Origin of the sequence: Cystobacter fuscus DSM 2262 (assembly GCF_000335475.2) — a bacterium.
Classification (GTDB): Bacteria; Myxococcota; Myxococcia; order Myxococcales; family Myxococcaceae; genus Cystobacter; species Cystobacter fuscus.
On the sequence record NZ_ANAH02000013.1, the window covers coordinates 35,267 to 49,422 of the forward strand.

8 protein-coding genes are annotated in these 14,156 nt (G+C 71.1%); 5 read left to right on the plus strand and 3 right to left on the minus strand.

The annotated features are described in order from the left end of the window. Positions 1-29: 29 nt before the first annotated feature. The gene (locus tag D187_RS22770; RefSeq protein ID WP_002625786.1) at positions 30-1,964 is read right to left on the minus strand and encodes a discoidin domain-containing protein; all 1,935 of its coding nucleotides are present in this window, start codon (positions 1,962-1,964) and stop codon (positions 30-32) included. 66 nt (positions 1,965-2,030) lie between these two features. Next, complete coding sequence (locus tag D187_RS22775) at positions 2,031-2,714, minus strand: YqiA/YcfP family alpha/beta fold hydrolase (RefSeq protein WP_002625785.1); 684 nt, start codon at positions 2,712-2,714, stop codon at positions 2,031-2,033. Between the two features lie 49 nt (positions 2,715-2,763). Here D187_RS22775 and D187_RS22780 point away from each other — a divergent pair, with 49 nt between their 5' ends. Both D187_RS22780 and D187_RS22785 read left to right on the plus strand, forming a co-directional pair. Next, positions 2,764-3,558: an SDR family oxidoreductase gene (locus D187_RS22780; RefSeq protein WP_020918211.1), complete on the plus strand. Its 795-nt coding sequence runs from the start codon at positions 2,764-2,766 to the stop codon at positions 3,556-3,558. A 51-nt stretch (positions 3,559-3,609) separates the two neighbouring features. Further along, positions 3,610-4,401 carry a PhzF family phenazine biosynthesis protein gene (locus tag D187_RS22785; RefSeq protein WP_002625783.1) on the plus strand — a complete coding sequence of 264 codons (792 nt, stop codon included), beginning with the start codon at positions 3,610-3,612 and terminating at the stop codon, positions 4,399-4,401. 10 nt (positions 4,402-4,411) lie between these two features. Here the strand turns inward: D187_RS22785 and D187_RS22790 are convergent, their stop codons facing one another. Continuing rightward, complete coding sequence (locus tag D187_RS22790) at positions 4,412-5,170, minus strand: lysophospholipid acyltransferase family protein (protein WP_002625782.1); 759 nt, start codon at positions 5,168-5,170, stop codon at positions 4,412-4,414. A gap of 255 nt (positions 5,171-5,425) precedes the next feature. Between D187_RS22790 and D187_RS22795 the strand changes: the two genes are divergently transcribed. From D187_RS22795 to cglD, 3 genes are all read left to right on the plus strand, one after another. Continuing rightward, positions 5,426-6,676 (plus strand): exonuclease SbcCD subunit D C-terminal domain-containing protein, encoded by a 1,251-nt coding sequence (locus D187_RS22795; protein ID WP_002625781.1) that lies wholly within the window; start codon positions 5,426-5,428, stop codon positions 6,674-6,676. Further along, positions 6,673-10,458, plus strand: coding sequence for an AAA family ATPase (locus D187_RS22800; protein WP_002625780.1), 3,786 nt, complete (start codon positions 6,673-6,675; stop codon positions 10,456-10,458). The genes D187_RS22795 and D187_RS22800 overlap by 4 nt, the downstream gene beginning before the upstream one ends. 261 nt (positions 10,459-10,719) lie before the next feature. Then, positions 10,720-14,046, plus strand: coding sequence for an adventurous gliding motility lipoprotein CglD (gene cglD / locus D187_RS22805; RefSeq protein WP_002625779.1), 3,327 nt, complete (start codon positions 10,720-10,722; stop codon positions 14,044-14,046). The last annotated feature ends 110 nt before the right edge of the window (positions 14,047-14,156 follow it).

Here is a 14,156-nt window from a genome sequence, read left to right on the forward strand (position 1 = left end):
AAGCCTCCGGACGCGGGCGGGGAGCGCCGTCACGGCTGATCGTGAACGAACTGGTGCTCGGGCTCGGGCTGGTCCGCCACGGACTCCGCGGTGTCGGCGGGAGGCACCGGCCCCTGCTTGAGGAACGCGGGCTGCCGGTAGGGACTGTCCACCGGGCCCGGCGGCGTGTCCGACGCTGGCGTCGCGCTGAGCAGGGCGGACTTCACGCTGGAGCTCACCGTCTTGGTCAGCGTGAGGCTGTCGCGCACGGTGTTGCTGGAGGTGATGAACTTCGCCGTCAGCGTGCCGCCGTCCACCGTCACGTCGAGGAAGCCCACGTTGGTGTCGTCGCGGAAGGCGGACCAGCTCGGCTGCGAGGTCTCGAAGGGGCGCATGGTGGCGCCGCCGCTGCCCACCACGAGGTAGGGAATGCCCTTCGTGCCCGAGGCCGCCACCGCCTCGCCCTTCATCGGCTTGGAGCGCTCGTAGTTGTGATCATGCCCGGTGAGGACCAGGTCCACCCCGTACTGCTCGAAGGTGGCGGCGAACGCCTTGCGCATGGAGGTGCTCGAGCCGTGATCGCCGCTCGACCAGGGCGGATGGTGGAAGAAGACGATCTTCCAGGGCCGCGTGGTGGCGGCCAGATCCTTGGCCACCCAGTCCTGCTGAATGGCCTTGGTGCACTCGGTGGTGGGGTAGCTCAGGCAGTTGGAGTCGAGCGAGACGAAGTGCACCGGACCCCAGTCGAACGAGTAGTAGCGCTCGGTGCGCGCGGAGTTGTTGGCCGGCAGGTAGAAGTTGTCCAGGTAGGGCTGGGCGTTGTTGGTGATGTATTCGTGGTTGCCCGGCGTGGGGAACAGGGGCGTCTGCCGCAGCAGGGCCGCCATGGGGGTGAACATGTTGCTCTGGAACTCCGCGTCCGTCCCGGAGGAGTACGCATTGTCGCCGAGCGTGAGGAGGAACTCGCCCGCGCGCGAGGGCGTGAGCACCTGGAGCACCTTGCGCTGCAGCGAGCCGCCCGTGCCGAAGTCCCCCATGGCGGTGAAGTGCACGCGCTTGACGTCCGCACCCGTGGCGGTCTGGAAGGTGCGCGCGCCCGTGACCGAGCCACACGCCTCGACCACGTAGCTGTACGTGCGGCCCGGAGTCAGTCCGTCCAGCTTCACCGCGTGGCGGTAGCCCGTGACCGTGGCCGAGGCCGAGCGCGACAGGTACGCGCCCTCACCGAAGCGCACGAAGGGCGTGCAGGAGGTGCTGGTGCGGAAGGCCACGAGCGCGCTGGTGGTGCCCACGCTCTGCAGGTACGGCTGGCGGGGCAGCGCCGGGCCCGAGTCCGTGGTGGGCGCGGGCGTGGGCGCGGGCGTCGTCGTCCCTCCGGCACACGCGCGTGTCTCGGCGATGGAGGCCCAGTCATTGACGGTGTTGCCGTTGACGGTGACGCGCACGTAGCGCGCCTGGCGCGCGCTGGGGAAGGCGTACGTCTGGGCCTCGTTCGTCAGGGCGCTGTCCCCGGCGTACGCCTGGGTGAAGGTGGTGCCATCCGTGGAGGTGGCGAGCGTGAAGTGGTTCTGGCGCGTGCTGCCCTGGTGCCAGGCGATGGCGGCGCCCGAGAGCGATTGCGCGCTGCCCAGGTCGAGCGTGAGCCAGGCCCCCTTGCCCGGCCCGCTCCAACGCGTGGCCAGGTTGTCGTCCTGGGTATTGGCGGCCACGCTGCCCGCGCCGTCATCACCACTCGCGGACGTGCCCTGGGTGGTCATCGCCTGGCAATTGCTGGCGGAGAAGCCCGGTGCGGAGGGGCTGCCGGTGATCGCTCCAGGCGGAAGGGATTCGCTCTTCTCGGAACCCACGTCCTCGCGAGGCGCCGCGGGGGCGGGCTCCGTGACGGAAGGCTCCTTCACCGCTGGGGGAGAAGACTGCTCACAGGCCGTGACCAGCAGCACGCCCAGCAGACAGGCGGACGAAATCAACGGATTGGCTTTATGCATCGTGGGTGCACAAAGAGATGACGCACCCGCGTCATTCCAATCCCTGTCGAGGTCTCCGATGCCTGTCTACCGGGCGGCCGGGCTGGCGAGGAAGGGGCGGAGGAAGTCATCCACTTCCGAGGCGATGCGCTCGAGCGAGGCCACCAGCTCATGGCCGTCGTCCACCTCGACGAGCCGCACGTGGCGCCGGCCCTGGGCCCACTCGCGTGAGTAGGAAATCTCGGTGGTGGTGTCCTGCCGGCCGTGGATGAGGAGCGTGGGCACGCGCACGTCGGGGACTCCGTCCGAGCGGGCCTCCAGCGCGTCGAGTTCATCCAGGAGGCCGGCGTGCACCCGCGTCTGCCGCTTCTCCGCGTAGTCCTGGATCTCCAACCAGCCCGTCTCGCGCCACCGGCGCAGGCCCGGCTCGCCCACCGTGCGCCGCATCTGCCGCGCGATGCGCAGGGCGGGCGCGAGCAGGACGAGCGCGCACACCCGCGCGTCCTCCTGCGCCACGTGGCACGCGGTCAGCCCCCCCATGCTGGAGCCGAAGAGGATGGCCCGATCCCGCTCTCCCCCCAGGGCCTCGCGCACCGTGCTCACCATCGCGCCGAAGCTCAGGTGCTCGAGCGAGGGCTGGCGCAGGTTCAGCCGCTCCAGGTGGATGCCCTGGCGGGCGTAGTGCGCGGCGAGCCTCACGCCCTTGGTGGACTCGGGCCCCGAGGCGAAGCCGTGCAGGTAGAGCCACTTGGGTCCTTGGGGAACAGTCATAGGGGGGCGCACTCTACTCCCTGGGGGGGAAGGTGCTATGCCCGCTCGTATGACGACTGCTCCCGTGGCGCTCATCACTGGTGGCTCGCGAGGCGTGGGCCGCGCGCTGTCCCTGCGGCTCGCGAAGGCGGGCTATGACATCGTGTCCACCTACCGGCGCGACACCGAGGCCGCTTCCCTGCTCGCCCGTGACGTCGAGGCGCTCGGCCGACGCTGCCGCACCGTCGTCGCGGATCAGCTCGAGCCCGCCAGCCTCCATGCCGCCTTCGATCTGGTGCAGCAGGAGTTCGGCGCGCTGGACGTCTTCGTGGCCAATGCCGCCTCCACCGCCTTCATGCCGCTCATGCAGATGAAGCTCCACCAGATGGACAAGACCTTCAACGTCACGGTGAAGAGCTTCCTGCTGGGCGCCCAGCGCTCCGTGCCGCTGATGGAGGGGCGCAAGGGCCGCATCGTCGCGGTGTCCGGCATGGACTCGCGCATGCCGCTGCCCTTCCATGGCTTCCTGGGCGCGATGAAGGGCTCCATGGAAATCCTGGTGAAGTACCTCGCCGCGGAGCTGGCCCCGAACGCCATCCGCGTCAACGCCGTCAATCCGGGCTACATCGACACCGACTCCAGCCGCTTCTACATGGGCGATGCCTGGGCCACGCTCGAGGCCAAGGTGCGCGACACCGTGCCCGTGGGCCGCGTGGCCGATGGGGACGAGATCGCCAAGGCCATCGAGTGGTTGTGCTCCGAGGGCTCCTCGTACGTGAACGGCCAGACGCTGGTGGTGGATGGCGGCCTGGAGATCAACTACGCCATGCAGTTCGCCAGTGCCCTCACCTCGTCCTCCAAGTGAACCCCCCCGGCTTCGCATGGCCTCCGGGGTAGGGTAGATAGGGGGCCACGAATGCCCACTCGTCTGCGCCTCTATCAGGTCGACGCCTTCTCCCCCCAGGTCTTCGGCGGCAACCCCGCCGCCGTGTGTCCGCTGGACGCCTGGCTGCCGGATGAGGTGCTCCAGGCAATCGCCGCGGAGAACAATCTCTCCGAGACGGCCTTCGTGCTGCGCGACGAGGTGCGCGGCTGGCAGATCCGCTGGTTCACCCCCACCCAGGAGGTGGACCTGTGCGGCCATGCCACGCTGGCCGCGGCCTACATCCTCTTCACGCGCCTGGCGCCGGGCCTGGAGAAGGCCGAGTTCCACTCGCGCTCGGGTTCGCTGGTGGTGACGCAGCAGGAGGGCGAGTGGATGGAGATGGACTTCCCCTCCTGGGTGCCCGAGCCGTGCGCGATGCCGGAGGGGCTCGCCGAGGCCCTGGGCGCCGAGCCGCGCGAGACCCTGGTCACGCGCGACCTGTTGGCCGTCTTCGACACCGAGGAGCAGGTGCGCGCGCTCGCGCCGGACATGGCGAAGCTCGCCGCGCTGGAGTACTTCGCGGTGGTGGCGACGGCGCGGGGCTCGGAGGCGGACTTCGTCTCGCGCTTCTTCGCGCCGCGCGTGGGCGTGCCGGAGGATCCGGTGACGGGCTCGGCGCACTGCTCGCTGGTGCCCTACTGGGCGCGTGTGTTGGGCAAGCGCCAGTTGCTCGCCCACCAGCTCTCCGCGCGCGGCGGCGTGCTCCAGTGCGAGGATCGCGGCGAGCGCGTGGGCATTGGCGGCCAGGCGGTGCTCTACCTCGAGGGCCACATCACGCTGTGAGCCCCTGGGCTCAGGCCACCCGCTGCTCGGGCGACTCGCCCTGCTTCGCGGCAGTCAGGCCCAGTGCTTCGATGTGCATGTCGCGCACGCGTCCGGCGAGCTCCACCGGATCCTCCCCGAGCGCCTGCACCGGTACCGGCGGCAGCACGCGCACCCGCACCCGGGCACTCGCACCCATCAACGGCCCATCCCCCGCGATGACGTCCGTCGTGCCCTCGATGACCACCGGCACCACGGGCACCTGCTCCGCGATGGCCAGTTGGAAGGCTCCGCGCTTGAAGGGCAGGGGCTCGCGCGTGCGTGCGTAGGTGCCCTCCGGGTAGATGAACACCGCCACCCCCCGCCGCAGCCACCCGCGGCAGTCCTCCAGCATCCGCTCCATCGCCTGGGGATGGCCCCGCTTCACCGGGACGTACTCCATCCACTGCATCAGCCACCCGACGCACGGCGTGCGGAAGACCGCCTCCTTGGCGATGAACTTGAACGGGTGGTTGAGCCCCATGGACGCGAGGATGTCCGACGCGGACTGGTGGTTGGCCACGAGCACCGAGGGCCCCGGGGGCAGGTGCTCGCGGCCCTCGATGCGCACCCGCCAGCCAGGCCACGACAGGTAGAGCACGTGGCACCAGCCACACACGAAGGCGTGCAGCGCGTTGCGGTTCCGGTCGAACGGCCAGGTGACGAGCCAGATCAACGCTCCGATCGCCGTACAGAGCGGGGCGGTGCTCAGGAAGACGAGCCAGAACCACAGGGTGGCCAGGTACCTCATTCTCGGTGTCTCGCGGTCCGCGGGGGGCACAGCGGCCCCCCGGGAGCGGGAGGCGGCGCGTCATGATGCCCGCCCGGACGCCGGACCGCACGCCCGAAGCCGCCTGCCCGCCTGCTCCGCGCGGGAGAGAACGGGGGGTGGGGATTCCGTATTTGGCTCCACGCCCGCCAACGGGCACACTGGCGCTGCCTGAACGTGCGAGCAGGCAAGGGCTCTCCCGTCCCGCTCGCATCGCTCCTGGAGGGGTACGCACGGATGCGCCTGCTGCACACGTCGGACTGGCACCTGGGACACTCACTGTACGACACCTCGCGCGAGGCCGAGCACGCGGCCTTCCTCGCGTGGTTGCTCGACACCCTGGCGGCGCGCGAGGTGGACGCGCTGCTCGTGGCCGGTGACATCTTCGACACCTCCAACCCCAGCGCCGAGGCCCAGGCCGCCTGGTACGAGTTCGTCGCCCAGGCCCGCCAGCGCTGCCCGAAGCTGGACGTCGTCGTCATCGGCGGCAACCACGACTCGGCCGCTCGGCTGGATGCGCCGGATCCCCTGCTCACCGCGCTCGGCGTGCGCGTGGTGGGCGGCCTCACGCGCTCGCGGGATGACCGGGGCCTGGAGCGGCTGCTGGTGCCGGTGCACGACGCCCGGGGACAGGTGGGCGCGTGGGTGGCGGCGGTGCCCTACCTGCGGCCCGCGGATCTCCCCTTCCTCCCGGACGAGGCCGGCGACCGGCTCATCGAGGGCGTGCGCGCGGTGTACGCCGAGGTGCTCGACGGCGCGCGGGCGCGGCGCCAGCCCGGACAGGCACTCGTGGCCATGGGCCATTGCTACATGGTGGGCACCGAGCTGAGCGAGCTGAGCGAGCGCCGGATCCTCGGCGGCAACCAGCACGCGCTCCCGGTGGACCTCTTCCCCGAGGACGTGGCTTACGCGGCGCTCGGGCACCTGCACAAGGCCCAGCGCGTGGGCGGACGCGAGGGGGTGCGCTACAGCGGCTCGCCCCTGCCCCTGTCACTGTCCGAGGCGAGCTACGTGCACCAGGTGCTGCTCGTGGAACTCGAGGGTGAGCACCTCGCCTCCGTGGAGTCCGTGCGCGTGCCCCGTCAGGCGGAGATCCTCCGGGTGCCCGAGCGCGGCGCGCCCGCGATGGACCTGACCGCCGTGGTGAAGGCGCTCCAGGCCCTGCCCCCCGCCGAGGCCGGAATGGTGGAGTGGAAGCGCCCCTATCTGGAGGTGTGCGTGGAACTGCCCAGGCCCGAGCCCGCCCTGCGCCGGCAGGTGGAGGCCGCGCTGGAGGGCAAGGCCGCGCGGTTGGTGAAGATCACCCCCCAGTACACCGGCACGGGGCAGGCGCTCGCGGAGTCGCGGCCCGGGCCCTCGCTCAAGGACCGCACGCCCGAGGACGTGTTCCTCGCCCGCTACGCCCAGGACTACTCCGAGCCCCCCGCTCCCGCGCTGCTCGAGGCCTTCCACGAGCTGCTCACCCAGGTGCAGGAGGACGCGTCATGAAGATCCTGGTCATCCGGGGCCGCAACCTCACGAGCCTCGCGGGCGACTTCGCCCTGGAACTGGACAAGCCGCCGCTGGATCGCATGGGGCTGTTCGCCATCACCGGCGCCACCGGCGCGGGCAAGAGCACCCTGCTGGACGCCATGTGCCTGGCCCTCTTCGACTGCACGCCCCGGCTGGAGCAGGGCGGTGGCGTGCTCGTGGGGCGCGCCGGCGAGGATGAGAAGGCGCGGGTCAAGGACAACGACGCGCGGAGCGTGTTGCGGCGTGGCGCGGCCGAGGGCTTCGCCGAGGTGGAGTTCCTCGGACGCGATGGGAAGCGCTACGTGGCCAACTGGTCCGTGCGCCGCGCCCACAACCGCCTGGATGGCCGCATCATGGAGCCCGTGATGAGCCTCACCGAGGTGGCCTCCGCACAGCGCTTCGGCGCCAAGAAGGGCGAGGTGCTCAAGGCCATCGAGGAGAAGCTCGGCCTGTCCTTCGAGCAGTTCCGGCGCTCGGCGCTGCTGGCCCAGGGCGAGTTCGCCGCCTTCCTGCGCGCCAAGGAGAAGGACCGCGCGGAGTTGCTCGAGCGCATGACGGGCACGGAGGTGTACAGCCGCATGTCGCTCGCCGCGCACCAGCGCCACCGGCAGATGCAGGAGGCGCTGGAGAAGTTGCAGCGGGGCGTGGAGGCCATCTCCTTGATGAGCGAGGAGACGCGCCGGCAGGAGGAGGAGGGACTGGCGCGCGAGGAGGAGGCGCTGGGAGAGGCCCAGGCGGTGCAATCCCGCGCGGAGCACGCGGTGCGTTGGTACCGGACGCGGGCGGACCTGGTCGCCCGGGAGTGCGAGGCGGAAGCGGAGCGGGAGCGCGCGCGGCGGGCCCTCGAGGACGCGGAGCCCCGGCGGCTCGAATGGGAGCGGGTTCGCGCGGCGGAGGACCTGCGCGCTCCGGTCTCGGCGCTGGACGAGGCCACGACGGCCCTGACGGCGAGGGACGCGGAGCTGACCGCGCGGCGCTCCGAGGAGGCGGCGGCGCGCGAGGGGGAGCGCGGGGCCGAGGCGGCCCGGCTCGAGGCGGAGTCCCGGCGGGACGCGGCGGTGAAGGCGGAGGAGGCCGCGCGGCCGGAGCTGGAAGCGGCGGAGGCGCTGGATGGGGAAATCCAACGCGCCGAGGAGCAGGCGCGGGACGCGGCGCGCGCGCGGGACGAGGCGCTCGCGAGCGAGCAGCGGGCCCGGGCCGAGCTGTCGGTGCTGAGCGAGCAGGAAGCCTCCGCGCGCAAGCGGCTCGAGGACATCCAGGCGTGGCGGGACAAGCGCGGGCCCGTGGAGCCCGTGGCCCGGGAGTGGTCCCGGTGGGAGACGGAGCTCCAGCGCTATCATCACCAGGCACGCCAGGAGGCCGCGGCCCAGGCGCTGCTCACGCGCACGCGCGCCGAGGCCGAGCCGCTTCGTCTCGAGGCGGAGCGCCGGGACGTGGCGCGGCGCGAGTCGTCCGAGGCGCTGCGGGTGGCCGGGGAGGAGGCCGCGCGGGCGGAGTCCGCGCTCGGCGCGGAGGCCGACGCGGCGCGGAGGCAGCGGCGCGAGGAGCTGGGCGCCCGGCAGGAGGTGTTGAAGGAGCTGGAGCTCGCGCGGAAGGAAGCGGGGGATGCGGCCCAGGCACTGCGCGAGGCCACCCGGGAGGTGGACGAGGCCCGGAAGGAGCAGGCCACCGCGACCGCCGAGGCGGAGGCCGCGAAGGCGCGGCGCACCGGGCTCGACCCGGCGCTGAAGGAGGCACGGCGCGCGTTCGACCGGACGCGGGACGCGCTGGAGCTCAGCGCGCGTCGGGCGGACCTGCGCGAGGGCGAGCCCTGTCCCCTGTGTGGTGCGAAGGAGCACCCCTACGCTCGCGAGGAAGGACCCCTGGCGGGACTTCTCGAGGAGGGGCGCGGTCGGGTGACGTCGTTGGAGAACGAGCTCCAGGAGGTGACGCGGACCGAATCCGCCGCCCTCGCCCGGGCCCAGGGCGCGGCGCAGCGCGCGGCGCGGGCCGAGGAGCGTGGGGAGGCCGCGGCGCGGCGGAGCACCTCGCCCCGCGAGCGCTGGAGCCTCTTGCGCGCGAAGCTCACGGGAGCGCTTCCCGCCGAGTCCGTGGAGGCCCCGGAGGCCGAGGCCTGGCTGGCGGAGGCACTCGCCGAGGTACGCGTCCACTCCGAGAGGTTGAAGGCCGAGGAGGAGCTCGCCGAGGCCCAGGCCCGGAAGGCGAAGGAGGCCCGGGCCCGGAGGGAGGCCGCGCGCACGGGGGCGGAGGCGGCGGAGATGCTCTGGCGCCAGGCGGACGAGGCGTGGCGCAAGAATGTCGAGGCCGAGGCCCTGCACCTGCGGGACGTGGAGCAGGCGGCGCGTGGCCGCGAGGAGCTGCTGGCCGCGCTGTCGGCCGCCTTCACGGGCTGGCCCCGTTGGGAGAAGGAGCTGTCCACCGACGCGGCGGCCTTCCAGGCGCGCTGCGTGAAGGCCGTGAAGGAGTGGAACGCGAAGGAGGAGGAGCTGCGCCAGGCGGAGGCCGAGGCGCGGAGCGCGGCGGAGAAGCGGGGCCCGGTGCACGCCACGGTGGAGCTGCTGCACGCGCAGAGCACGGCCCGTGCCCAGAGCGCGACCGAGCGGGAAGAGGCCCTCGCGCGCGTGCGTGCCTCACGGGGCGCGCTGTTCGCGGGACGTGCCACCGCCGAGGTGCGCGCGACCCTTCGTCAGGAGCGGGAAGCGCTCCTCCAGGCGCTCGAGTCCCGGCGCGAGGACGCCGCGCGGGCGGCACGGGCCGTGGCGGTGGCGCTCGCCCGGACCGAGGCCGCGCTCGCGGCGCGGGACACGGCGCGCGCCGCCCGGGACAGGGCCGAGGCCACCCTGGGCACGCGCCTCGCCGAGCGCGGCCTGTCCCTGGAGACCGCGCGGGGCCTGCTCTCGCGGGGCGCCGCCTGGTGCGCGGACGAGGAGCGGGCGCTGGGCCAGCTGCGGCAGGCCCACGACAAGTCCCTCCTGCTCGTCGAGGAGCGCCAGCGCCAGCGCCTCGAGCACGAGTCCTCCGCGCGGCCCCCCCTCTCCGAGGAGGAGGCCGCGTCCGCGCTCGAGCGGGCCGTCGCGGACACCCAGGCCCGTGTGGGTGCCGCCGCCCGCCTGCGGGCCCGGCTCGAGCAGGACGATGACGCCCGCCGCCGCCACGGCGAGCAGGCCCGGCTGCTGGAGGAGGAGCAGCGCAAGAGCGGCGTGTGGCGCACGCTCAGTGAACTCATCGGCTCGCATGACGGCAAGAAGTTCAAGGTGTTCGCCCAGAGCCTCACCCTGGATGCGCTCCTGCACCACGCCAACGCACATCTGGAGCAACTGGCGCCTCGCTACCACCTCATGCGTGTGCCTGGGTACGACCTGGACCTCCAGGTGGTGGATCGTGACATGGGCGACGAGGTGCGCGCCGTCTCCAGCCTCTCCGGCGGAGAGAGCTTCCTCGTTTCGCTCGCGCTCGCGCTCGGCCTCGCCTCGCTCTCCTCGGAGACGACCCAGGTGGAGACGCTCTTCATCGACGAGGGCTTCGGCACGCTGGACCCCGAGACGCTGGAAGTGGCCCTGGCCACGCTCGATGCGCTCCAGGCCACGGGCAGGCAGGTGGGCATCATCTCCCACGTGTCGGGACTCGCCGAGCGCATCGGTGTGCAGGTACGCGTGGTGAAGCAGGGCGCGGGTCGCAGCCGCCTCCAGGTCGTGGGCGAAGCGGGCCTGCCAGGTGCCCGGGCGTCCGCGTCCCGGCGCTCGCTGGCGATGGGATAGAATGGTAGTGGATGGACCCCCCCCACTCCGGATTGTCCGGGGTGAGACTCAGATCGGGACGATGGAAAAATTCTTCGACCCTTCTGCACTCTTCATGAGTGAACGCCTCCGTCGCATTTGCACACCTGGCGGCGGAGTTTCGTACTCTTCTGTTTCCGTGCGGGCCGGCGTATGGAACAGGAGGGTAGGTTACACAATCACCCACTAGGCAACAGACAACCCCATTCCCAAATTCGCCCCCCCTTCCCCGTGAGGCTGTTCATGAGAGCCCCTAAACGTTTACTCGCGGCCGCCCTGGTCGCATTCCTCGCTGGTTGTCCTCAGCCGCCAACCACGGAGCCCGATCCGGATCCCACTGGTGACGGCGGCACCTCCGACGGTGGCCCCAACCCGTCCGACGACGGCGGCACCGACGGCGGCCCCGAGCAGCCGATAGAAGATCCCTTCGAGAAGCCCCCCGGTCCCCGCAATCCGACCAACAAGGAGATCGACACCGACTGTGACGGTCTGTCGGACGCGGAGGAGTGGGGCAACATCTACGCGGGCGACAAGCGCACCAACCCGGACCTGTGGGACACGGACGGCGACGGCCTGCGCGATGGTGTGGAGGCCGCTCGCACCACCACCCTCAACACGCTCCCGCTGTGCACCTCGCTCTTCATCGCGGACCTGGATCCCTCGAGCCGCACCAACCCGACCAATCCGGACACGGACGGCGACGGCATCCTGGACGGCGTGGAGGACCGCAACCGCAACGGCCGGCTGGACCCGGGCGAGACGGATCCCGCCAACCGGGACTCGGATGGTGACGGTCTGTCGGACAGCGAGGAGGACACCAACAAGAACGGCATCGTGGAGGCGGGCGAGACGGATCCCCGCAAGCGCGACACGGACGGCGACGGCCTGTCGGACACCACCGAGCTCAAGACGAGCAAGACGGATCCGCTCAACGCCGACATGGACGGCGACACCTGCATGGACGGGCAGGAGGACCGCAACGGCAACGGCCTGGTGGATCCGGGCGAGACGAACCCGAAGAAGGCTGGCGACTGCGGCGGGGCCACGGGCGTGGACACGGACGGCGACGGCATCTCGGACGATGTCGAGACCGCCAATGGCACCAACCCGAACAATCCGGACATGGATGGTGACGGGCTGCGCGATGGTCAGGAGGACCGCAACCGCAATGGCCGGGTGGACCTGGGCGAGACGGATCCCCGCTCGAAGGACTCGGACTGCGACGGCCTGTTGGATGGACCCAACCAGGGCTCCTTCCTGGGCGAGGACCTGAACGCCAGCGGCGGGCGCGACTCGGGCGAGACGGACCCCACCAACCGCGACACGGACGGTGACGGTCTGACGGACGGCATGGAGCGTGGTGTGGCCACCGACGCGGCGCCCATCAAGACCTGCGGCTATGTCGGCGACGCGGACCCGGGCAGCAAGACGAACCCCACCAACGCGGACAGCGACGGCGATGGCATCGCCGACGGCGCCGAGGACTCCAACCAGAACGGCCGCGTGGATCCGGGCGAGCTCAACCCGAGCAATGGCTCGGACGGCACCGGCACGTCTCCCGCGGGCCAGGCGTGCTCCGCGCAGAACCTGCGTCAGGTGACCTTCAAGGAGGACAACGGCAGTGACATCCGTCTGGCGCTCCGCCCCACCTTCGGAGAGGTGAAGACGATCTCCCTGGGCGGCGCCACCAAGGGCTACATCGGCTACGACAACACCAACAAGGTGGCCTTCATCGCCTACAAGCGCGGCCAGGCGGGCACCTCCACCACGGCGGAGGGCGACGAGCTGTTCGTGCGTGGCCAGTTGAATCCGACCGTGACGGATACCTACCAGTCGTTCACCGCCTGGGACGGTCATCCCGCCATGCAGGCCAAGTACGAGCAGTCGTCAGTGACCAGCTCCCTGGGGGCCTATACCAACACGGTGGCCAACTCCCTCGTTGGCGCGGGCGCGGGGACGCTCTCGGGCGGCACGGACGTCTCGGGTCCGTTCAAGATCCAGGCGCAGTACGTGCACCGCTCCAACTCGAGCGTGCTCGTGGTGCTGGCCATCACCCCCACGGCGCGCTACGTGGAGCCGGGGCTGTTCGTCATGAGCGACACCGCGGGTGGCACGGCGCTGGCCCAGTTCGGTGACGCGGACGCGGTGCAGTGCGAGACCTTCAACTCGGCCGGCAGTGGCCCCACGGACTTCGTGTTCGTGGTGGACAACAGCGGCTCGATGGGCTCGTCCCAGGCGGCGCTGGGTGAGGCCGCCAATGCCGTGGCGGCGCGACTGGGCAACTCGCAGCTCGACTGGCGTATCGCCCTGGTGACCACCTCGTACTACGACGGCTCCTACAGTAGCGACAAGGACCTGTTCCGTGGTTTCACCCGGGACATCAACCAGTTCAAGGCCTGGTTGCAGCAGAACGCTCCGTGCCCGAACTCCGCGGAGGGGTGCTGGATTGGCACCGGCGGCAACGTCAACGAGTTGCACCTGAACCCGGCGCGCAAGGCGATCAACTACATGACCGCCGCGAGCACGCCCGTCGCCAAGCAGTATCGTCCCGGCGCCCGCGTGGTGGTCATCATCCTCACGGACGTGCGCGATGCGTCCACGGACAATGCCGCTCCCGGCTCCGGCAACACGCTCGACGAGTACATCAACTACTTCAAGGGCGGTAATCCCACGGGCAAGGCCATCCAGATGCACGGTATCATCTGCGATCCCGCCGAGAGCACCGCCCGGTGCAGCAGCCAGGAGGACCCCCTCAACCCGATCCACAAGGACGCCATCCAGGCGCTGGGCGGCATCGTGGGCAGCATCCGCACCACGGCGCGCATCCCGGCGACCATCAATGCCATCATGGACAGCGTGATCGGCTCCGCGGGCTACAAGACGCTCAAGCCGCCCATCGGGCCCTCCATGCGCGTGGCGCTGGCGAAGGTGCGTGACGCCTCGAAGTGCAACCCGAGCGATCTGCCGCGCAGCCGCACGGATGGCTTCGACGTGGACGGTCTCAGCCAGACCCTGTCCTTCTACGGTGCGTGCCGTCCGCCCGAGACGGGCACCACCCAGGGCGCCATCTCCTACCGCTACTGGAGCGACCTGACGACCAACGCGAACGGCAACCAGCCGCCCTGCTACAACGACACGGGGTACTACGACCCCACCCAGGCGGACTTCTGCAAGGGCAAGCTCGTGTGCAACCGGCAGTCGAACCGGTGCGAGTGCCCCGCGGATTGCGGTGGTGGCGGCGCGCCCGGCCAGGTGTGCAACACCAACCGGGACGTGTGCAGCTGGTCCTGCGGCACGGACTGCGCGGGCGCCTGCGGCAGCTTCGAGACGTGCAACCCGTCCACGTGCGCGTGCGCCTGCGTGCAGTCCGCCACCTGCTCGCCGGGCTTCAAGTTCGACGCGACGGCCTGTGGTTGTGTCTGTGACACGGGAGCGCTCAACTGCGGCTCGAACTACCAGGCCGATGCCAACGCTTGCGCCTGCATCTGCAAGGACAACTGCGGTGGCGCCTGCGGTGCCGGAACGAAGTGCAACACCAGCACCTGCGGCTGTGATCCGATTCTGAACTGAATCACGTCCCCGGCGGGCCCCCGAGGCCCGCTGGGGATGAGCCCACCGGGGCCGGGCGCCGCTGATCCGTCAGCGGCGCCCGGCCCCGGTCCTTTTTCCGGGTCCCACGA